The sequence below is a fragment of the Vibrio sp. THAF190c genome, from assembly GCF_009363355.1.
Lineage (GTDB): Bacteria > Pseudomonadota > Gammaproteobacteria > Enterobacterales > Vibrionaceae > Vibrio > Vibrio fortis_A.
Window position 1 is genome coordinate 1,111,018 of sequence record NZ_CP045339.1, and the last position, 22,208, is coordinate 1,133,225.

Sequence of the window (22,208 nt, forward strand, 5' to 3'; positions counted from 1 at the left end):
GGGGAAGTAATAAACAGACGGTTTATTTTTACGTTGTTCCTAGTTTTGGATTAAGTGGCAGATTTATTGTTGAAAAGCTCTATAATTGGGTTTATTAGGAAAACGAGTGAAACAAAGGTTCTGATTTTGTCTGATGTAAATATGATGCGTTACTACGCAAGGCTGACCTCATTTGATGCCAATACCCCTCATGCGGTCACCTTGGCTGAATTGGCCGATTTGATGTTTACTAGTGTTAGACATGCGCGAACCTTGCTAGGGCGAATGCATCAGGCGCAATGGGTAGTGTGGGAGCCCAAAGCCGGTAGAAACCAGCGTTCTAATCTAACTCTGCGCTACGATGTGCAAGGGCTTAATCGTCATATTGCGAGTAAATTGATAGCGGAAGGTAAGTATGAAAAAGCGCTGACGGTACTTGACGACGACCGCACCGTGTTTGGTTCCTTGTTGCAAGAGACATCCGGTGCAACCTTACGTCAAGGGTTACTGCACGTTCAACTGACTTATAAGCGTCGATTTGAAGCGCTCTTCCCTCACCATGTTCACCGTAGCAGTGAACGTTTTTTGCTAAGGCAAGTATTCAGCTGTTTGGTCAGTTGCAGCAGTGATGGGGTACTCAAACCCGAGCTAGCGCATCACTGGGGTTATAACGGGGAGACGCAAACTTGGACCTTCTATCTTCGTCCCGGTTTAACCTTCCATAACGGGCAGCTTATTGATGGTGAGCAACTGGTGCTGTTGTTTGAGCAACTGAAAGCGCACTCGTTCTATCAATCAGAGCTAGAGCATGTTGAACAAGTCTACAGTGACCAACCGCTTCGTCTTTGCTTTAAGCTCTCCAAAGCGGACACTGGTTTTGCGGGCTTATTAGCTGGTGTTAAATACTCCATTCAACCCGCAGCGCAACTGCAAGGGCTGATTGCTCCAAATATCGTAGGCAGTGGGCCATTTATGATTGCGGAGCATGATGCAGAGCGTATTAAGTTGAAAGCGTTTGAACACTTTTTCAGTACGCGTTCGCTTACGGATGAAGTGACGATTTGGCAATTTGAAGAAGAGCTCGCCAAAGTCACTAACTTCGACCAGAGTGAAATTCAGGTGGCCCCAGAGGAGGATGCTTCGTGCTTCCATCAGCTTGGTCGAGATGTGAATGCAACCGAAACAGACGAACAATACAGTCGTGTTGAAGATGGCTGTTTATTCGTGTTGTTCAACCACAATGCATCACTGCAAATGTTGACCATTGAACAAAGAAAGTTTCTCGCTGACTGCTTCAAGCCGAGCTTGGTACACGAACAGTTAGAGTTGAATCGCGGTATGTTCGGTTTGCAGCATGCTAAGAACATTTTACCTAGTTGGAGCCCTGTGTATCGCATGCCGAACTCGCCTTGTGCTTTGCCACGTAAACTCACCATCGCAGTTTATGATTACTACGCTCTGTATCGCTGTGCTGTGAGTATCGCTGACCTACTGAGATTTCAAGGTGTCGAAGTTGAGGTTAATACTTATAGTTTCCGCGATTTGACCCAGCGTTCTCAGGCGAATCAGCTCAATGAAGACCTAATTCTGTGTAACCTTAATCTCGATGACAACGCGCCGTCGTCTCTATTTTCATGGCTGATGAATGATCCTGTTCTGCATTCAGCTCTCGGACAACAGAGCAGCGCATGGCTGAAGTTGCAGCTCGATCAACACAAAGCATCGGTCGAGCTGGAAGATTACCTAGAGCGTCTTGAGCCGATTGCGACTAGCCTGGTCACAGACTACTGGCTGTTGCCGCTGTTCCATCACCTTCAAACGGTGAGGTTCCAAGGTATTCTCAAGAACGTAGCCATCACCAACTGGGGGTGGCCAGAGTTTAAGGATGTATGGTCGGTCGATTAGCTAGCACTTAAATTGAGAGACCAAACTGGTAAGGTGCATCGCTTTATCTCGTAAGTGAGTGCACTCTTGCGCGGTCTTCTCAACCATCATATCGTTCTCGCGAGCAATCTCTGAGATACCTGAAATATGAGGTGATATTTCGTTGATCACATTCGATTGCTCTCCCGTTGCTGAAGCTATCTGGATATTCATCGCATTCATCTCATCCACACTCAGAGAAATAGTCGACAGCTGTTGTTCTGAATTTGAGGCTTCGCTTTGGCACTTCACACCTAGCTGAGTACTGGCTTCAATCGCGTCCACGGCTTGTTGAGTGCGCTGTTGGAGCTGGTCGATAATCCCGCGTATCTCTTCGGTAGAAGCTTGGCTGCGTGAGGCGAGCGTTCTGACCTCATCAGCAACCACTGCAAAGCCTCGACCTTGTTCTCCCGCTCGCGCCGCCTCAATCGCCGCATTCAATGCAAGTAGGTTAGTCTGTTCCGATACTCCATTGATGACATCAAGCACGGTATCTATTGAGTTGGCATCGTCAGCGAGTTGGTTGATGATTGAAGTGGTATCGCTCAGTTGTTGATTCATCTGCTCGATGCTTTCGGAAGTCACCGTTACGGACTCTTGACCTATGTTGATCACGTTGGATGCGCTCGTGGCACTGTCGGCTGCAACATTGGCATTCTGTGCGATCTCATCCGAGCTTGCGCCCATCTCATGAATAGCGGTCGCGACTTGTTCTATCTGGCTGGTTTGTTGTTTCAGGTCTTGCTCCATCGATTGAGCCATCCGGTCAACACTTTGAATCGATTCTGATATCTGTTTGCCAGTATTGGATACATCGGTTAGTAGGTGACTCAAATACTCGACAAACTGGTTGTAGCCACTGGCAATTTGACCGATTTCATCATGACGTGAATCGTCTAAGCGGCGCGTAAGATCGCCACCCCCTTTACCAATTTGTTGAAGAAGCTCGGCAACCTCGACGAAAGGAAGTAGTAATTTGTTGGTTGCCCAAGCGGCGATAGGGGTATAGATAACCGCAATCAACAGCGCCATGAAAATGATGGTTTGGCTGAAGCCGTTAAGCTCTTCTAAAACATCGGCTTTAGGGATCTGAGTGATCAGCGTCCATCCTGTTCCAGGCATTGTTCTCGAACCTAATATTTGCGCTTTGTTGTTGATGGTACTTTCGGTTACAACTGTGTTTGTTTGGGCAAGTAACTGTGTTGCGTTAACACCTAACTCTTCAAGTGATGTCCCGACTAAGTTTGGAGTGGGGTGAACCTTAATCACCCCCTGTTGATCAACGAGATAAACAATACCTCCTTTACCAACACTATAGTGACTGATTAATTGAGTAATACTCTCCAGTGTTAGTCCAATGCCTGCCACACCAACACGTTTGCCCTCTTTAATGACTGCATAGTTAACAAATAGGGTAGGGGTGCCCGTTGCCCCATCAATATCAAGAGAAAGCTCAAACGGCTGGTTTGACTGAATAAATTGATAGAACCACTGATCTTTACTTTCGCTTTGCGACACTGTTTTTAAAACGCCATTGTGAGTATGGTACGCCCCCGTTTCTAATGACACAAAGTACGCACTGATGGCATTGAACTCATTTTTGATCGTTGTGAGATAGTTACTTAGGTCTCCTGTCGATGTAGACCTAGAGGTGATTAACGGAGACAGAGTCATCATTTTAGACGCAAGAATTGGTGTCTCTAACTTGAGGCTGATTTCATTACCAACTTCGCCTAACAATGCCGGGAGCTCTCTATCGAATGTTCTGTCGATCAAAATCGAGCGACTTGATTGAAACGAGTAAATGCCCATCAGGCTGATAATGGAAAGCGCTGCGATGATCGTCGCTAAGATCGCTTTCATTCGTATAGTGAGATTCAATTTAGACTCCTTTCCAAAACTCTCGGCTCATCATTTGTAAAGTAAATGTTAATTAAAACTTGACCTTTAGGTCAATAAATCAATCCTCGAAGTGAGAGTTGAGCGATATTTATACAGATAGGCCTCTGCCTTGAACTACATAGATGATCTGAGTGGTAATTTTAACCATATGATTTAATTTGAATTTTAGTTGTTTGATGAAAATAACACCAATAAAGTTACACTCATTGGTTTACTTTTGGCGATTTAAAGGTAAACTCATCGGTGTAGTTTACTTTTGGGTCGACGACCCAGAGCAAAAACAAACTGAGAGTTGAATGAAAAAATATCTATTACCGATTGTAGGAGTACTTGCCGTGGCAGCGACTGTAACCGCATATTCAAATTCAAGTGAGAAGCTTGATAACTTGCCTAAGAAGTTTGCTAACAGCGAGCTTGAATATAAATCAGGTATGTCAGATATCTTCTCTATCCTTAAAGCTTACGTCACTGTAGAGCGCAAAGAACCGGTGCCAAAAACGGCATTACCTTTGATGCCGATGACCAAAGCGCAACTGGTTGAAGAGCAAGAAGACGTTGTCTACCGTTTAGGTCATTCAAGTATTGCGATGAAGCTGGATGGAAAATTGGTCATGATGGACCCAGTCTTTAGCGATCGCGCGTCTCCAGTGAAATGGATGGGGCCAAAGCGTTTCCACCCAACACCAATTTCAATCGAGGAACTGCCTGATGTCGATGTGGTAGTGATTAGCCACGACCATTATGACCATTTGGACAAAGCAGCAGTAACCGCGCTAGCGCAAAAAGTGGAAACTTTCCTCGTGCCGTTACGAGTAGGTGCAATCTTGGAAAAATGGGGTGTCGAGAAAGAGAAAATCGTTGAGCTGAATTGGTGGGAGTCTGCAACTGCAGCAGGTATCGATTTTACTTTGACACCGACTCAACACTTCTCTGGCCGTGGTTTACTCGATCGCGACCAAACCCTTTGGGGCAGCTGGGTGATAGAGGGTAGTGATAAGAAAGTTTTCTTTAGTGGTGACTCTGGTTACTTTAATGGCTTTAAAGAGATCGGTGAACGATTTGGCCCTTTCGATCTCACTATGATTGAAACCGGTGCTTATAACTCACTGTGGGCGGATATTCACATGTTCCCAGAGCAGAGTGTTCAGGCTCACATCGACCTAAAAGGTAAGGTGATGATGCCAATTCACAACAGTACCTTTGATTTATCCATGCATGATTGGCAAGACCCGCTTGAGCAAGCATCTACTATCAGTAAAGAACGAGGTGTAGAGATCACCACACCGATCATTGGTGAGCGTCTACAACTAGCGGGGACGGCAGAAACCAAAGCGTGGTGGAAGCTGTAACTGCGTCTAAAATGACGGGCAGTAAGAAAACCGCTGCAAGTGATTATTAAGTATTTAAGCCACCGATTGGACTCAGTCGGTGGCTTTTTTGTATCGAGAGTCATAGCGCGTCTCTTTACGCACCTTTACGTTTGCTTTACGTAGGCTGATATTCGGATTGATAAAATGAACAGATGATTTAGTTCTTGGTGATCATTATGTTTAAAGCTCAAGCTGTAAGAGGCGCAACCCTAATTCTGGTAACGGCAGGTCTTATTTTCCCTTTGTCTGCAACCGCGAAACCTCACCCGGTTTACAAGCCGTCTAAGAAGATTGTGGTGGTTAAACCTGTTTATCGACCAATCAAAAAAGTGCCGAAACATCGCAGTTACTACTATTACAAAATGCCAAAGCAAACGAGTTATATTGTGTTGGCTGGCATCAGCTATGCGGTGATTGATAATGTCTATTACAAACGCAGTGGCGATCAATACATTTATATTGAAAACCCACCCGTGACTTCATCGTCGACGTCGATTACTACAACGACCACAACCACGTCCTCATCCTCAAACTCGGATGTTGGTAGCTTGGTTGATAAGCTGCCCTCAGGTACTACAACCGTAACCATTGATGACGCGACCTTTTATGTGAAGGGCGGTGATTGGTATGCTCCGATTGCTGGAAGTAAACAATTTGTTATCGTTGAGCCCCAGCTATAGCGTAAATCTACTTAAAATTGGACATTTAGACGTCTAGACGTTGACAAGTCTCAAGGGTGGGATTAGTCTTCGCCCTCCTGTTCTATAGTAGTTTGTTCCATGTCTAATTCTAAACACTCAAATGCGCAAATCGCTCCGAGTGCGGTTGCGCTGATCCCGCTCATTATCTTTCTTGCTCTGTTCATCGGAGTCGGGAGTTATCTCTCTTATCAAGGCGTTGATTTTGCGTTCTATCAGCTGCCAGCGCCTATCGCGACGCTGCCGGCGATTATGGTTGCTTTGCTGATCAGCAAAGAGAAGATCAACCGAGGCATCGAGCATTTTATGCGTGGTGTAGGACACCCAGATATCGTCGCTATGTGTATGATCTACCTACTAGCAGGCGCATTCGCAGCGGTGGCTAAAGCATCGGGTGGTGTAGACGCGACGGTTAACCTTGGCTTATCTGCGATTCCAACAAGTATGATTCTGCCGGGGATCTTTTTGATCTCAGCATTCATTGCAACTGCGATGGGTACGTCAATGGGGACGATTGCGGCGGTTGCGCCAGTTGCTCTTGGTATTGCCGACTCTTCTGGAATGAGCCTTCCACTGACGGCTGGCGTGGTACTGAGTGGCGCAATGTTCGGCGATAACTTGTCGATTATCTCTGATACCACAATCGCGGCGACGCGTTCTCAGGGCTGTGAGATGCGTGATAAGTTCAAAGAAAACATCCGTATCGCTCTACCCGCAGCGTTAATTGCAATCGTTATTTTTGCGATGAACAGCACAGCAACGCAAGTGCCGGACACGGGTGATATCGAGTGGCTTAAAGTAATGCCTTACATGGCAATTTTGGTATTCGCTGTCTCTGGGATGAATGTATTCGTGGTGTTGACCATCGGTATCCTGTTAGCAGGCTGTGTGAGCCTAGTGGGTGTCGATAGCTACAGCTTGACTGACTACGCACAAGATATCTATTCAGGCTTTGGTAACATGCAAGAGATCTTCTTGTTGTCGATGCTGATTGGTGGCCTAAGTGAGCTGATGCGTCGTCAGGGTGGTTTGGCTTACCTAACTAACCTAGTGAGCAGTGTGATTCGTGCCTTTGGCTCTAAACACTCAAAGCAAGCGAATGGGCGTGCTAGTGAGCTGGGCATTGCCGGCTTGGTTTCAATGGTGAATTCGTGTACTGCAAACAACACAGTGGCAATCATTGTATCGGGCAGTGTCGCTCGCCAATTGGCGGAAGAGAATGACGTTTCACCTCGTCGTGCGGCGAGCTTGTTGGATATTTTCTCATGTGTGATTCAGGGTGTTCTGCCATATGGCGCTCAGGTTTTACTGCTGGGGTCTGTTTTTAACCTTTCGCCACTAGAGATCGTATCGCACTCTTTTTACTGTTTTGCTTTGGCTATCGTGGCGGTGATTGCTGTGCTTATCAAACATCCGGCGCGCCAAGCTGCTCAATCTAATGGCAGTTACTCAAATTAAGTGACAATTGAATTCAAACGAAGGCTCCTTGATGGAGCCTTTATTACATATGGTGAATGGATTACCATGAGATTAAGTTGTCAACGCCATCTAGTCGTGGTCAAAACTTCGTAATTTGTTATTAACACTGGAATTTTGATGCTCGCCATTCCCTTACCATTTGTCGCAGCCCTGTTGTTATTGATGACAGGCGTGTTGCTTCGATACCGTTACCCACAAACCAGTCAAAAGCCATTTTGGTTTATCATTCTGTGCGCGTTAATGGTGACGGTGGTGGGACTGCGATGGACGGTAGACATTGCGCTGTTTCGCTTCTTGCAACCTATTCTTGGTGCGAGTGTTCCCGTGGCAGCTTGGCTCTGTTTTGCGGGAGCTCATCGAAGTCAATCTAGTACACATTTGCATTGGCTAGGCCCAGTTGCTGTTTTAGTTGGCTCACTCTTTTATGAGTATGTCTGGACGGGAACTCTTGATGTATTGTTGATCTTGCTCTACACCGGATATGGCAGTTTGCTGTTGAAGTCGTCGTTGTGCGTGCCAGAACAAGTTCGGTTAACCGATGTACCGAAAGTGTTGGTTGCTGAACGAGTTGCAGGTGTAATGCTGCTATTCTCGGCTTTGGTTGATAGTGCGCTTTCTTACGACATCTTGCTGTTGAATGCGCAGCACACCAATCTGATCTTATCGATTAGTTACCTTGTTCTTATTCCAGCCGTTGTTGCCGCCGTGATGGTGGTTAGCATAAGTACACCTGCTGAAGCAAATAACAAGCGCGCTCAGACCTCAACTTCCATGTCACAACGCATTTCTGAAGAGGTTGATACATCAACCACATCAGTGAGTTGTATAAATGACGACCAAGCTGAAGAAACCGCGCAGATTATCGCTAAGTTCGATGCATTAATGAGAGATCACCAAGTATTCAAGGATCCTGATCTGTCTCTCAATCGCTTGGCACGAAAGTTAGGCATTCCTGCTCGCAAGATATCGTCTGCGGTTAATCAAACTCACCAACAGAACATCTCAAAGGTGATTAACGCTTATCGAATTGAGCATGCTAAGACTCTTCTTAGACAAACTGATGACGCGATAACTGAGATCTTCCTAAACTCAGGTTTTCAGACCAAGTCTAATTTTAATAGGGAGTTTTCTAGGATAACTGGGCAAACTCCGAGTGAGTTTCGAAGTTCACCACAAGTGTTCGATTGAGTGTGTTTGCTTTTTGTTTATCAATTTAGAAAGCGAGCGATGTCATTGAAGAACAGTTGATGTAACTGGTCGCGTGATGTCCCAACGCCATCTTTACAAATAATGCCATCGCCTGGCACTTCTTCATTCAGTAGTGGTATGGCACCGGGTTTACAGCCTTGAATGAAACTAAAATGGGTCGCTTTTTCGTAGACTTTGTACCGTCTTACATTCAGAGGAATGTGCTCAGCAATGTAGCCAGACTCTAATGCTTGAGGAAGATCTCCAATGTCGACCCCAGCTGCCAGTATCAAGGTTGGCACTTTGATGTCTTTTAAGCTTCCGATTGAGAAGCTACGCGCAAGCCCTAAATCAAGGCTAACGACACGTTGAATACGAGGGTCTGAAAGGTCTTTTTTGCTTGGCTCCTTATCCTGTATTTTGTCTAGCCCTAGTTCTTCCGCAAGCCCACAAGTTCGTGGGTTGGGGTATGCCTGACAATTGGCCTCAAAAGTTGCTCTATCTATTTTCGCTCCCGCCAATTGCATCACGGTCCAACCACCTAATGAATGCCCGATTGCGGTAATATTGTCGACGTTAGCTGATTGCTTCCACGGGGTTTCGGATAACACGTAGTCCAGAATACGTGATACATCTCGAGGTCTTTCCCACCATTTCGCTGCTTGTTTTGGGGATTGGTCGAAAGAAGTGGTTCCCGGATGATCAACGGCCGCCACGATGTAGCCACGACTCGCAAGTTTGGTCGCCAACCAGTTTTGGTTCCGCCAATTTCCTCGATAGCCGTGTGATAACAGCACCAAAGGAAAAGTGCCTGATTGAATTTCCCCATCCTTAATGACTTGCGTGCCAATGAAGGCGGGGTTATCGCCAATCAAGGTTGTGTCTGATACATCTTGTGTCGGATACCAAATGGCAGTGTTTAGCGGGCGATTAGGGTCGTCAGTTAAGGTGACTTGAGTGAATCCGACATCAAACGCGACGGCTGAATTGCAAAGGAAAAGTAGGGATGTGAACAGTAAATGTGTCCATTTCATGGTATTAACTCCAATTGAGGTGATTGGAGTTAATATGCGGTGAGGCTAGGTATCACGCGACCTCAAACACGATCGAGGACGCCCTAAATTGTGTTTGATTACAGAATTTGGCGATTAGGCTATGCTTGTCTTCTTTTTGGGCGCTTCTCTACCAATCCGTTTCTCTCCAAGCCACGTCTTACGCTACTACACAACTTGCCAAAACGACGCAGTTCTTCGAAGTTGGGCCCTTGTCCCATTGAAATTTTGTGCTCCCAGTACATTATCTCCATGTCGACCATTTCGAGTAATTTCTTAGAACAACCCGTGCAATTCCCTTTTGGCCCGCAGATAAATGTTTCTGGCTCATACAAAGGGAGTTCGTTTTTCACTTCTTCAATCAAATTCAACATGGCCGAATTGAGGTCCGGTTTCTTGGTCTTTATTGGCTTTGCGTTTGTCGGTGCTCGCGCGGTGATCAAAGAGGGCGTCGGTGTATTTGGGTGCAAATTCAAAGCAGTTGATGGCATATCAAAGGCCTCTGGGAAAGAAGAAGGTGGGCATGCTACGGATAATGAAAAAACGAATCTTGATGTAGTGCAATAAGCTTAGCGATATATCCCAAAGGGGTAGATAAAACAGAGGAGAAAAGGTTAATGGGAGGCTCGAAAAAAGGAGTCACGGTGTTGTGACTCCTTGTTTAGAGTAGTGAAGCAAGCGATCGCAACTTACTCGAGATAGCCCTTAGAATTCGGCATCGAATTGGAACGTCATCCATTCATTGGTAATTGGGTGACTCAAACACAGCTTCTCAGCGTGAAGGTGAAGTCTGTCCGCCTTATGCCCATAAAGAACATCTCCGACGATCGGCATATTCAATCCTTCCTCATGAGAACAGTGCACTCTCAACTGATGAGTACGGCCTGTTTTCGGATGGAGATAAACCTTGGTTTTGCCATCACGACGCTCAATCACTTCCCATTTGGTTTCTGCAGGCTTGCCATGCTCATAGCAGACGATCTGACGTGGACGGTCATAAAGGTCACCGCGCAACGGCAAACGGATGTAGCCTTCATCTTGTTCTAGATTGCCTTCAATCAGAGCGACGTAACGCTTCTCAACTTCGCGAGTAATGAACTGCTTCTGTAAGCTCTTATTTGCTCGACGAGTTAACGCAAAGACCAATATTCCTGACGTTGCCATGTCTAATCGGTGAATAACGAAAGGTCCTTCAACATCAGGATGCATTTCCTGCACGCGAGTATAGGCGGAGTCTTTAATGGTTTTCCCCGGTACTGACAAGAATCCAGATGGCTTGTGCACCACAACGATGTGTTCATCTTGAAATAGAATATCTAGCTCTTTGCCCTCTGCTGGGTTCTCGAGTAACGGATTTGGATCGACTTCTAGCCCTTTCATCATGTGACCCAAGATCGGTACACATTTGCTTTGACAAGACGCGTAGTATTTCTTGTGTTTACGCACCTCTGATTTCGGTGAGCGACCCCACCAAAACTCGGCCATAGCCAATGGTGTATATCCGTGCAAGTAGGCGTATTGCAGCATCTTAGGCGCGGCACACTCCCCAGAGCCCGCTGGTGGTACAGGGTTAGTCAATGGCGCGAAGATATGGTTTAGATCTTCCGTTTTTCCTTCAGCATTTAGAAACGCGTATTGAGCGAAAAGCTTATGCTGCAGCTGATGAGAGATAGTTGCGCGTTGCTCTTTTAGTTGATCCAGTTGCTCGGTATAGACATCAATTTTCGATTGCAATTCAGCCAGACGTTTTTCCCAAGCGAGCTTAAGGTGCTTCTGTTGGTTCTTGTCTGCAACACTCGCTTTACCAAGTTCAACACTTAGCTGTTCAAATTCGGTTTCATCAAGCTCTAGCTTACCTTGTTCGCGCTGTTGTTTACGGATCTTACGACCTTCGATGACCTGTTGGCGCTGGGCTTCGTTCTCTTGTTCCGCTTGCGCTTTGTTTTGCGCCATTTGCTCACACAGTACTAAGTAGGTCTCATCTGATTTCAGTGCTTTGTACTTTGCATTCACCGCCATCATGTCGGCTGTATCTTGATGGAAGAAACTCTCGCTGTTCAACATATCAAATACAGGTGGTACGAAGTGAGGCAATAGATTTTGGTCAGCGATCTTGCCAGAGAATGCAGAAAAGTAGCCGATTTCACCTTGTGGGCTGCGAACGATAAGTACCCCAAACATTTTGCCACGGCCTTCTTCCGATTCTAGACCGAAATCGTGGTGCCAATCGGTCTGTGTTTCTAGATGAGCCTGGAGCTGCTCAGAGGCCAGCTCACAAAGAGGGTGGGGCTCGTAGTAAAAAGGAAACGTAAAACGTTCTGGAAGCGTGTATGACTCAATCGATTGGTTGAATCGGGTAAAGCAGTTTTCAGGTGTATGTAGAAATTCTGAAGCGTGCGAAGAAGTCGATGAGTGCATAGCGTGTCTTTTTATCTAATGGATGAAATCGCAGGGAGTTCGATGTTAGGCGGCAGATTCTACTCCTTATCGATACACGCCTCAAACTTGTTCAATGAGAACACTGTTATTTTTGTTGCTGTGGCTGTTTAAGTAGGGCGTGTTGACCTTTCGTGGTTAAGTTTTGTTCGAGATAAAAGCGTTTTAATCGCGGCGAGGGGGAAGTAGCCTAATCATTCTAAGCAAATCCTCCTCAACAAAGAGTAAAACGCTTTTAGCCGAACCCTTTGGGCAACGTTTGCTGGTCATTTCTACTGCGTTATCGGCTTTTCATGTAGGCTAGCTACACATCAAAACCTCTGCCTTGTAGAAATACCCAGCAACTCGCTGCAAAAATCAGCTCGAAAGATCAACACGCCCTAGTCACAAGTTGGAATGAACGTGATATGCTGCTGCGTTTTATATGAACAGGTAAGCTTATGATTCCGCTAAATACTTCGATTGTTTCCGGTGTGGCCCTTTCTGAAATCGATGGCCAGATGAAAATGCTATTAATGAAGCGCGTGAAGGGGGGCTTTTGGTGTCATGTGGCAGGTTCTATTGAGAGCGGTGAGAAGGGCTGGCAGGCGATTGTACGCGAGTTCAAAGAAGAGACAGAAATTGACGTACAAGCTTTGTATAACGCTCAGTTCTTAGAGCAGTTCTATGAGCACCATGTTAACGTTATCGAGCTGATTCCGGTATTCGCTGTAGTATGTCCACCAAATCAAAATGTGCAGTTGAATGAAGAACATACAGAGTTTCGTTGGTGCACGCTGGAAGAAGCGAAAGAGTTAGCGCCATTCCCAAATCAACATGCAGTCTATGATCATATCTGGGAGTATTTCGTTAACAAAGCGCCTAATCCGCTGTATCGCGTTAAGTTAGCTTAAATATCAAAAAGTACTTACCTCAACCCCACTCACGATGAGCTGCTACCAATGATTTGATAGTGGCGTTCAACCCCGTGAGTGATTTTTCCCCAACCAGAGCTTTTAACGCGTTGTTGGTGTGTGTCAAAAGCTTGTTGATCAACAAACTCTTCGTAAACACTGAATCTATTTGGGATATGTGGATCTTGAGTGACCTTGAAGACCAAGCAGCCTGGTTCTTGGTGAGTCAGAGCTTTATGAATTGGTAGTGCAGTGAGCACGGCTTCAAGGTCTTCCGGTGGAACCTCAATGTGCCCTGTTAAAACGATCTTAGACATAATTCACTTAACTCTTCCCTGTTACGCGTTCTAAATACCAATGGCCTCGACACGGGCCGTTAGTGAGATACCAATCACCTGTCACCTTATCAGCAGAGACTTTTCCTGAAAAGCGATAGTCCCATTGCTTGTTATTAGCGTACAAGGTGAGTATGTGCGTATCTTCGGCAACCCAGCCTTTAAGTGAAGTGCCATTGTAGGTGAGGCGCAATGTGGCTTTGCCATTCTCAATACGACCAGTGATGGTAGTGCGCTCGCAAAGGTTGTTGTTGGTGGTGTTTATTCGTCTGCCAGCCCATTCTCCGTCGAAGTTATTAGTGACGCTGTAACTTGGTGTCTCTGGGAACTTCGGGAAGGACTCTGAATTTCCGGATTTGAACCAACCTACTTGCTGTCCTACAACGACAAATAGAATAAAACCAGCGGTTGAGGTTAACAATAGAGGCTTTTTCATCGGCAGATCCTAGGGTATTCGAAAACTTAGGAAACTTACTAAATTTGATGTTGATAGGTGATTAAGCCGATAAATCCCTTACATAGCAATGATATAGCTGAGTTATGCGACTTGCCTTGCGAATTCGGAACAAAAAGGAGATCAAGGTCAATTCTGGTTTCATTAAATCGTATTGAGTTTGAAATATATTTGTCACTCAGCGAATTTAGTGTTAGATATGAAACTTAGCTCAAAGGAATGAACTGAGCTATAGTTGATAACAATGTCATGTTTTGGTGCAACAGGTACTCGCTACTCTTTATATTTTGTGATGTGTATCGTTGATCTGGCCATGAAACACAGTTAGATTCGAATAGTTGGCAAATAAAAAGGCTCATGAAGAGCAGTCAAACGGAAAGGATATAACCCTTATGAAAAAAATGAGAAGAGCACAGCTTCATCGCGTTCGTATTCAGTACTGGAAAGACACAGCGAAAGAAGCTTCAAAAAAATAAGCTTGTTAATGACAGCTTAAATTAGCCTTATTGGCATTTCCCCCTTGTGCGCAGATAGGCGACTCGTGACCTAAGCACATAACCAACCCAGAGCTGGTAAATCTCAATAAAGATTCAACACTGCCAGCTCAATTATCTCCCTTAACGATCATCTTACTTACCCATCCTAAAGGTCTAATTAACCGAACCTATCAGTTTAATCGTAAGCAAGAAAAAGCCCCTGAATTTCAGAGGCTCTACGTTATCGGTTAAAGACGATTTAGCGTTGAAAGAGATTTCTCCACGTCACATCTTCCGTCCTGTTCAGTCTAACGCTGGTTAGGTACGCGATAATCCCGATTGCAACATAAACTACCAAGGATAGTGCCGGTGCTTCTACGATCGCGCGGAACGGGTTCGGCTCAAACAACACATAGATCGGTAGGGAGGCAACGAGCGCTAAGAACTTGCTGATCCAATCGCTAGCAAATAGGCTCAGTGACAACCACTTGATTGCATAGCTACCAATAAACATAACCAGTAATGGCGAGTTTACGATTTGTGAAATCGCTAATGCGACCATAGCTAAGGGCAGTAGAACAATCGACACCAATAGCATTCTTGCTAGGAAAGCTAGCCAGTTAGTCAGTACATAGAAGATAGATTGCTGTTCGACCAAGAGCGCTAACTGTTTATCACTGAATGTTTGAATCAACCACAGCATTACATCAGTAAACAAGACCAATAGGGCACAAATCAGCGGAATAATGACCAAACCTACAGCGAGTTTTACTGCATGAGTCAGGTGGTTTGATACAGGCATGCTACGCCAAAACATCGAACTGCCTTCTTGGCGCTCTTTTCGCAGTGTTTTAGGTAGAAACAGTGTTGTTAAGAGCAGAGACACTGTTCCTGCAATAGCGAAGATCAGAGAGTTAAGGTCGCGCGCGATCTCTTGATGGATTTCGCTAATATCGCCGCTGACCTCCATTTGAAAGAAGAAATTATGTTGAGCTTGGTTATTGAACATTAAGCCTACGCCAAGCACTAAGCCACAAAGAGCAATGAACAAAGGGAGGCGAATGATCACCTTATGTTCGATGAGCTCTTTTTCGATCATGTAAACGCTAGGGTGCATTTAAATAGCCTCCTTCTGTGTTGCAAGGAAAAGGTCTGATAAACCGACATTGAATCTTTTGCCAAACTCTTCAGTTTGAGGTTTGTATTGGCTCTCTAGAAGCCACTTGGTGCTACCAAGGCTAGCTTGCGAGCTAAGAGGCTTGAATTGTGCAATGGTTGAGCTGTGTTCATTTGACGCATCAAGAATGAAGTAGTCGCTCTCAACTTGTTCCATACTTTTGTACAGAACAGGTTTGCCCTGCTTAATGATCAATACATCGGTCAGCAGGTGTTCAATCTCAGAGACTTCGTGACTGGCAATAATTAGGGCTCGCTCACCATCATGGAACCACTCTAGTAGATGGCGGTAGAAGGTATCTCGATAGATAAGATCAAGCCCTAGTGTCGGTTCATCGAGGATCAGCACCTTAGTGTCGGTGGCGATAATGATAGAAAGGTGAAGTTGTACCTTCATTCCTTTAGACAGCTGTTTGATCTTAGATGTGAGTTTGATGTCGGTGCTACTCAGCAGTCGCTCGGCGCGTGAACGATCGAAGCTTGGGTGAACGCCAGCAGTGTACTTGAGTAACTGTTTAACGCTCATCCATTCTGGGAGCACGTTAACATCAGAGATGTAAGAGAGGTGCTGCATCAGCTCGGCATGCTGTTCGATAGGGTGGCAACCATTGATCTCAATCTCACCTTGGTAGCGGTGTCCGCCGAGCAGCGATTTGATTAAGGTCGACTTACCAGCACCGTTGTGGCCCAACAGTCCTAAGACTTGTCCGGCTTTGAGCTCAAAACTAATTTCTTCTATCCCAGTGTTATTGGCATAGCGTTTGGTGACGTTCTTAGCGGAAAGTAATGTCTTCATGACTTTTCCTTTGTGTGTTGTTCTAACAAAGAGACAAGCTCATCGATGCTCATGTCTATATTCTTTAGTGTGTTTGCAATCTTGGGCACTGTGTGGGCGACAAAGTCGCTGTATGCGTTCTGCTTTAATTTTGCCTCCGCTCCCAGTGCGACAAACATTCCTTGTCCGCGTCTCTTTTCGACTAATCCGTCGTCCACCAATAACTGATAGCTCTTCATCACAGTAAGGTGGTTGATTTTGAGATCGGCCGCTATCGTTCTTACTGACGGTAGTGCTTGTTGATCTCTCCATACTCCCTGCATGATCTGCTCTGTGATTTTGCTAGCCAGTTGTCGGAAGATAGGTTGGTCATCTTTCCAATCTGTCATATCGCTTTCTGCATGGTGATATACATGTGTATAACACTAAACTTGTTATCAAAATAATCAACTGTTTTTTATAAATCATATCTATTTTTTATTTTTAGGGGTGGATGTTCAGTAAAAACAATGAGACTATATGGTATCTCGTACTAATAACTTTGTAAGTCTCTGAATGCTGCACATCAATGACAAAAAGCTGGTTTGGTTTACCAAGTATTTGCCGATCGTGGTCATTATCTCTTCTGCGATAATACTTAACTTGATCATGATGACTGGTGTCGATCATAAGGTTCGAGCATTGGTGGATTTAGTGCGTATGGATTACATAGCTGCGCAGAAACGATTGATTGAAGCTCAAGTTAAGCAAGTGTCACAACAGATAGAGAAGACGCAACACGTGGCCGAAGCTGAATCGATGAAAGCGTTAAAAAGGCGCATCGATCGTGCTTATACGGTCGCTCAGAATATCTACTCATCGAATCAGCATCTCTCTAATCCTGAGCTCAAGGTGATGATTCTCAATGAGATACGACGCATGAGCTTTGCGAACAAGCAGAGCTACATCTACGTCTATGACATGCGAGGGACGGCTCTTGTTCACCCTCTTATGCCTGAATTTGAAAGTACTAACAGGCTCAATGTCAGTAACGGTGAAGGGCAGTATGTGGTCGCTGAGCAAGTGGCCTTGATGAGAGAGAACTCCAGTGCATATATGCGCTATAAATTTAATCGACCTGGATATGGTGATGAAGAGTTTGAAAAACTGAGTCATATTCGCCGATTTGAGCCTTATGGCTGGTTCTTTGGGACAGGGGTTTATTTAGATCAAGTTAAAGCAACCAGTTACCAACGCATTTTGGATATTCTTTCCAATGTGACCATCGGTGACAATGGCTATCTGTTCGTATTCGAGGAGAACGGAGACACACTGCTGCGTCACAATCAGATACAAGTCGGTAGTGGACAGAATCTATACCAAGAGATTGGTGAGAGCTTTAAAAACCAAGTTTTGAGTCAGCCTGCGTCAGGTGGCTTTGTTGATTACATCACCAAAGACAGTGATGGGGTACTTGGGCCTAAAACCAGCTTTGTTAAGCGAATTGACGGTTGGGATTGGATCATAGGTACCGGTATTTATCTTAATAAAGTCCAAACGTCGATTGAGAAACGAAAAGAAGAGCTATTGATTGAATCGAGAAACGAGTTCGGTTTGGTATTGGTGTTCAGTGTACTGGCAACGTTGGCATGTATCTTCTTGAGTGCTTTGGTGAGTCGCAAAATTTCACTGCGCTTCAAGCAGATGGAACAGCGCATCGCGGAAGATTTCAATCGACTGAAAAACAGCCGGCGTCGACTGCAGCATATGGCGAGGCACGATTCTTTGACCGCATTACCAAACCGCACTGAGTTGGAGCGACAAGTGAATCGGGCAATCGCTAAGTCCAAACTCCAGGGCAAGTTAGTTGCGGTGGTGTTCGTTGATCTCGATGACTTCAAGCGTATCAATGATCAATACGGGCATGGCTACGGTGATGAACTCCTCAAGCAGATCAGCGAGCGCTTTGAGTTGTGTCTCGATGAATACGACATCGTATCTCGATTTGGTGGAGATGAGTTTGTTTTCTGCCTTCCAGAGCTCGATAAGCTGGCACAAGCTCAAGCAAAAGTGAAACAGATACAGAGCGTGTTTGATAAAGCGTTTAATCTGCACGGCGTTTCTGTGACGACCCAGTGTTCTGCAGGTGTCGCCATGTACCCCTATGACGGACTTGAAGTGGATGAATTGCTAACCAAAGCAGATATCGTGCTCTACAAAGCCAAAGAGAGTCGAAAAGGTGAATCGGTATTCTATGACGAGGCCATCAACAAAAAGGTCATCTATGACTTTCAAGTAGAGGAGCAGCTTAAGCTCGCGTTAGATAACCGAGAGATAAGTGTGGTGTATCAGCCTCAAGTTGATTCCCAAACTCAAAAAGTCAAAGGCATCGAAGCGCTGTGTCGTTGGAACAACGCAGAACTTGGGTTTGTATCACCAATGGACTTTATTCCCGCTGCTGAACGTCTTGGTTTGATTCAAGAGTTGGGAGAATATGTTCTAAAACAGGCGTGTGAGGACACACTCACGTTTATGCCAAATGGAAGAGACGCGATCGGTGTTTCTGTTAACGTTTCTCCTAAACAGATTCTCGATAGTGGGTTCGCAGACCGAGTTAAGCACTTAGTGAATGAAACCGGGCTTTGTGCCAGTCGCGTGACACTGGAGATCACGGAGAATATCTTGATTAAAGATCTGCATGTCGTGGAGCCTGTACTGAGACAGCTTAGAGACATTGGTTTTGGTATTTCTCTGGACGATTTTGGTACGGGCTTCTCTTCCCTAAATTATCTTAATTCGTTACCAGTCAGTGAGATTAAAATAGACCGTTCCTTCATCCGTAAACTGAATACCAGTCAACACAGCGCAACTTTGGTTAGAGCAATTATCGATATTGGCAATTCATGCCAGATGAAAGTCGTTGCTGAAGGGGTTGAGACTGATGAGCAAATGACGAAACTTCAGCAGTATGAATGCGATCTGTTACAGGGATTTTATTTCGATAAGCCACTCTCTGTAGCAGGTTTAATTGCGACTTATTTTCCTAACATAGCTGAGCGTACTCACTATGATAGTGAGCACGCTGAAGCTTATGTGTAGCAATTCGCAAGGCTAATCGGCAGCACGTTGAGGCCGGCTGTATAGGTAACCTTGATGCAAGTTATAGCCGAGTTGACACAGGATGTATTGCTGCCTCCGCGTCTCAACACCTTCGTAAATCATCGTCATTTTGGAGAGACGCCCGATCTCTGAGATGTTAAGTAACACACCTTGATGGTACTCCCCAGACTCAATGTCTTTTACAAAACAGCGATCCAGCTTGAGATAGGTTGGTGAGATTGCACTGATGATCTCGATATTGTTGTTTCCTGTTCCGAAGTCATCTAACGCAATAGTGATCCCGAGCTTTTTGATCGCCTTGATGTTGTCTATCACTTCGCCACCATAACCAATGTTAGAATACTCGGTGATTTCAGCGACAAATTCGTTGGCTTCCATGGCTGCTAAGTGGGGCTCAATTTTATCGAAGTTAGCGCCTACTAACGTACTTGGACAAATGTTCACGCCATATTTGTCATGACTATTGTTGCTCTTCGCGACTCTAACTGCCTCAATCATTAGAATCGTGTGAAAGGTCAGTAGATTTGAGCGGCGCATTGCGTTGATGAAATCCAAAACGCCAACATCACGTACTCTAGAGAGGAGCTCGTAATAAAGGACGCTATTATCCTCAGTGTTTATGATGGGCTCTTCCTCGAATGAGATCCTTCTCCAACGCAACATGTATACAACCACGCCTACAATGTATCGATGGTAAAGCAACACCGTAAACAAGAGCGTCAGCGTTAACCAAATCCAAGTGATGTTATGGCTATAGAAGCTAATGGTTGCGCCCGTTGCGAGCGAGTGGTCGTAAAGAGGTGGATGGTTCTCATTGTTGTGAAGGATAATATTGCCATGCTTTTGAATGGATACTGAATCGACGAACAGTGGCATTAATGAGTTTCGGTATCGTGCTTCAATCGATCGCTTTGGAATACGTACCGTGAGGAATATGTTCTCTTTGGGATAGGTAAACCCTGAATAGGTAAAATCTAAGCTGTCATAAAACTCGCCGATGTTATCAGGGTTCACTGATTTAGAGCGAGTCGTTGATATGTAGCAGGAGCCATCAGGGGTTGTCATCACCGCTGAATCGAGATTGAGTGAGTGTCTCAACGCATAGACGGCATCATCGTTGTTGCACCCATAATTCTTGAGCTCTTCGGTCACAATCTTAGTGTTTTCACTAAACTGATCGGCAATCTTGGTTGTGTAAAGGATTTGGAAAAAGTAGACAACGAACAAGATTAACGATGACGCAGAGAGAACGATAACAGTGCCTTTAAACCACTCTTTATAATAGGTGCGAGCCAACATTTTTAGCACGGTGATATAACTAGGTTTGAATTGGTTGATATCTAGCCTTGATTGTTCTTGATTAATGGGAGCTTTATCAAGGTCAATAAAATATCCCACTTTATAAAGGTTAGAAATGAGTTCGCTTTGAGAATCGATACCTGCCTTTTTTAACAGGTTACGATATTTCTTTCTTACTGATGCAATGGTGTTTTTTAGCGCATAGAGGCTAAACTCTTCATTAAAATTTGATTTGAATGATTCTTCAACCTCTCTTGCTGACTTTGGATTTGATATTGAAGAATTATCAATTAAGTACTTTATTACAAAGCTCTCTTTACTATTTAGCGTTTCCTCAGATATCTTGCAGTTGCTTTTTTTGATATATATTTTTTCTTCGTTATAAATTAGCTGTAATATTTCCCTTTCGCTATATATATTCAGAGAACAGTGCATAGCTTAACTCCTAAATGATAGTTGTTATAATTATTGTGTTAATAATCAATTGTTCCTACTCATTTAGCCCATACTTCTCTGTAAATAACGTCGACAAAACGTCACCATTTCTCTCAATACTTTGATATTAATCGCAGAATTTGGGCGGCAATGAGGGATTCTCGAGATGTTCATTCAAAAGTGGAATTTATAAATCAATCAAGAAGTTTTACAAGTTAGAAAGGGGATAAATCCATTTGTTTTGGTATTTATCCAATTGATATTGGCAAAATGTGGGTAATTTTGTCCCAGTTAGTTGCTTCTTGTTTAGTGGTTGCTAATATAATAAATGTTTATTGGTTTGGTGTGTTATATAGGTGATGGCTGAGTTTAGCGACTGCTAGGTTGCACGAGTAATAATATAATCTATAAATAAAACGCTTATTAATACACGTCTAAAAATTAGGTAGTGGAGAATACCTAAATATTTAACGAAAATAGAATATAAAGATACATAGTTTTGTATCTACTAATAATCATCGTTATGGTTATGAATACATTATGACTTGGTTATAAATTTACATCCAGTTTTGGATATGAGTCGAAGTGTTTGGTATTTTTAAGGATTAATATTGGCACTGAATGCTAATCGACAATGAACTAATTATGCTAGAGGATTGATGGCACATCATAGGATTAAATCAATTAATATTATTACGTGCCATCATCAATTGTTGTCTAGTCAAAGTTTAACAAGCGCTATCTAAAACAACGACTTGAGGCTCTTCCTCTGGTTGGTAGAGTACTTGGCAATAATTACCTTGGGGTTCATAAGTGTGTTCATACATATGAAAAGTAATGGCGGCACGCCTCTCTTCTTCAGGCTTTCCTGGGAAATTATCTTTATTGATCACTTTTAACTCGCTAGAGTCGATATTCATTAACCTTCGTAATGAATCCATATAAGCAATTGGGTACCCATGACAAACAAAATAGGATTCTACTTCTGTTTTGATTGTGTAATTACACTCTTTTTCTACACCTGCAAGAACAGATTTCGCATAGATAACGTCAATGCCATTACGTAGGTTAGCTGCAATGTCATGGATTTTGTTAGCACGAGCATCTGCTTGGATCTCCATAAACCTCACCATAGCTGTTGTTGCGATGACTGAGATGATGACCAAACAGACGATAAGTTCGAGGACAGTGAAACCGGATTTTTTAGGCATAGTATCTCTGTATGATGTGGTAGCAGAA

The 22,208-nt window shown here is 44.3% G+C and carries 18 protein-coding genes; 7 read left to right on the forward strand and 11 right to left on the reverse strand.

The window, feature by feature from the left end; translation table 11 throughout:
- Positions 1 to 126 precede the first annotated feature (126 nt).
- Positions 127 to 1,884, forward strand: coding sequence for an SgrR family transcriptional regulator (locus FIV04_RS20030; protein WP_152470256.1), 1,758 nt, complete (start codon positions 127 to 129; stop codon positions 1,882 to 1,884).
- On the opposite strand, the gene FIV04_RS20035 is transcribed toward FIV04_RS20030, so the two are convergent.
- Positions 1,885 to 3,783 (reverse strand): methyl-accepting chemotaxis protein, encoded by a 1,899-nt coding sequence (locus FIV04_RS20035; protein ID WP_301339527.1) that lies wholly within the window; start codon positions 3,781 to 3,783, stop codon positions 1,885 to 1,887.
- Between the two features lie 317 nt (positions 3,784 to 4,100).
- Between FIV04_RS20035 and FIV04_RS20040 the strand changes: the two genes are divergently transcribed.
- From FIV04_RS20040 to FIV04_RS20055, 4 genes are all read left to right on the forward strand, one after another.
- Positions 4,101 to 5,153: an MBL fold metallo-hydrolase gene (locus FIV04_RS20040; protein WP_152470257.1), complete on the forward strand. Its 1,053-nt coding sequence runs from the start codon at positions 4,101 to 4,103 to the stop codon at positions 5,151 to 5,153.
- 197 nt (positions 5,154 to 5,350) lie between these two features.
- Positions 5,351 to 5,854: a DUF6515 family protein gene (locus FIV04_RS20045; RefSeq protein ID WP_152470258.1), complete on the forward strand. Its 504-nt coding sequence runs from the start codon at positions 5,351 to 5,353 to the stop codon at positions 5,852 to 5,854.
- Between the two features lie 99 nt (positions 5,855 to 5,953).
- Complete coding sequence (locus FIV04_RS20050) at positions 5,954 to 7,330, forward strand: Na+/H+ antiporter NhaC family protein (RefSeq protein ID WP_152470259.1); 1,377 nt, start codon at positions 5,954 to 5,956, stop codon at positions 7,328 to 7,330.
- A 138-nt stretch (positions 7,331 to 7,468) separates the two neighbouring features.
- Positions 7,469 to 8,539: an AraC family transcriptional regulator gene (locus FIV04_RS20055; protein ID WP_152470260.1), complete on the forward strand. Its 1,071-nt coding sequence runs from the start codon at positions 7,469 to 7,471 to the stop codon at positions 8,537 to 8,539.
- Positions 8,540 to 8,559: 20 nt separating this feature from the next.
- On the opposite strand, the gene FIV04_RS20060 is transcribed toward FIV04_RS20055, so the two are convergent.
- The 3 genes from FIV04_RS20060 to FIV04_RS20070 form a co-directional block, all read right to left on the reverse strand.
- Entirely contained in the window at positions 8,560 to 9,573 is a 1,014-nt protein-coding gene (locus FIV04_RS20060; protein WP_152470261.1) for an alpha/beta fold hydrolase, read from the reverse strand.
- A 119-nt stretch (positions 9,574 to 9,692) separates the two neighbouring features.
- Entirely contained in the window at positions 9,693 to 10,082 is a 390-nt protein-coding gene (locus tag FIV04_RS20065; RefSeq protein WP_152470262.1) for a hypothetical protein, read from the reverse strand.
- Positions 10,083 to 10,296: 214 nt separating this feature from the next.
- Positions 10,297 to 12,009, reverse strand: a complete 1,713-nt coding sequence (locus FIV04_RS20070; RefSeq protein ID WP_152470263.1) for an RluA family pseudouridine synthase — start codon at positions 12,007 to 12,009, stop codon at positions 10,297 to 10,299.
- 458 nt (positions 12,010 to 12,467) lie between these two features.
- Between FIV04_RS20070 and FIV04_RS20080 the strand changes: the two genes are divergently transcribed.
- Positions 12,468 to 12,920, forward strand: coding sequence for an NUDIX pyrophosphatase (locus tag FIV04_RS20080; RefSeq protein WP_152470264.1), 453 nt, complete (start codon positions 12,468 to 12,470; stop codon positions 12,918 to 12,920).
- A 29-nt stretch (positions 12,921 to 12,949) separates the two neighbouring features.
- On the opposite strand, the gene FIV04_RS20085 is transcribed toward FIV04_RS20080, so the two are convergent.
- The 5 genes from FIV04_RS20085 to FIV04_RS20105 all read right to left on the reverse strand — a co-directional run bounded on the left by FIV04_RS20085 (position 12,950) and on the right by FIV04_RS20105 (position 16,525).
- The gene (locus tag FIV04_RS20085) at positions 12,950 to 13,237 is read right to left on the reverse strand and encodes a putative quinol monooxygenase (protein WP_152470265.1); all 288 of its coding nucleotides are present in this window, start codon (positions 13,235 to 13,237) and stop codon (positions 12,950 to 12,952) included.
- Between the two features lie 7 nt (positions 13,238 to 13,244).
- Positions 13,245 to 13,691 carry a hypothetical protein gene (locus FIV04_RS20090; RefSeq protein WP_152470266.1) on the reverse strand — a complete coding sequence of 149 codons (447 nt, stop codon included), beginning with the start codon at positions 13,689 to 13,691 and terminating at the stop codon, positions 13,245 to 13,247.
- Positions 13,692 to 14,444: 753 nt separating this feature from the next.
- Positions 14,445 to 15,302 carry a hypothetical protein gene (locus FIV04_RS20095; RefSeq protein WP_152470267.1) on the reverse strand — a complete coding sequence of 286 codons (858 nt, stop codon included), beginning with the start codon at positions 15,300 to 15,302 and terminating at the stop codon, positions 14,445 to 14,447.
- The gene (locus tag FIV04_RS20100; protein WP_152470268.1) at positions 15,303 to 16,157 is read right to left on the reverse strand and encodes an ABC transporter ATP-binding protein; all 855 of its coding nucleotides are present in this window, start codon (positions 16,155 to 16,157) and stop codon (positions 15,303 to 15,305) included. It lies immediately after the preceding gene.
- Positions 16,154 to 16,525 carry a GntR family transcriptional regulator gene (locus tag FIV04_RS20105; RefSeq protein ID WP_152470269.1) on the reverse strand — a complete coding sequence of 124 codons (372 nt, stop codon included), beginning with the start codon at positions 16,523 to 16,525 and terminating at the stop codon, positions 16,154 to 16,156. Before FIV04_RS20105 ends, FIV04_RS20100 begins: the two co-directional genes overlap by 4 nt.
- 166 nt (positions 16,526 to 16,691) lie before the next feature.
- Here FIV04_RS20105 and FIV04_RS20110 point away from each other — a divergent pair, with 166 nt between their 5' ends.
- Positions 16,692 to 19,214, forward strand: coding sequence for an EAL domain-containing protein (locus FIV04_RS20110; protein ID WP_152470270.1), 2,523 nt, complete (start codon positions 16,692 to 16,694; stop codon positions 19,212 to 19,214).
- A 12-nt stretch (positions 19,215 to 19,226) separates the two neighbouring features.
- Here FIV04_RS20110 and FIV04_RS20115 read toward each other — a convergent pair whose 3' ends face one another.
- Both FIV04_RS20115 and FIV04_RS20120 read right to left on the reverse strand, forming a co-directional pair.
- Positions 19,227 to 20,969 carry an EAL domain-containing protein gene (locus FIV04_RS20115; RefSeq protein ID WP_152470271.1) on the reverse strand — a complete coding sequence of 581 codons (1,743 nt, stop codon included), beginning with the start codon at positions 20,967 to 20,969 and terminating at the stop codon, positions 19,227 to 19,229.
- A 728-nt stretch (positions 20,970 to 21,697) separates the two neighbouring features.
- Positions 21,698 to 22,180, reverse strand: coding sequence for a type II secretion system protein (locus FIV04_RS20120; RefSeq protein ID WP_152470272.1), 483 nt, complete (start codon positions 22,178 to 22,180; stop codon positions 21,698 to 21,700).
- Positions 22,181 to 22,208 lie beyond the last annotated feature (28 nt).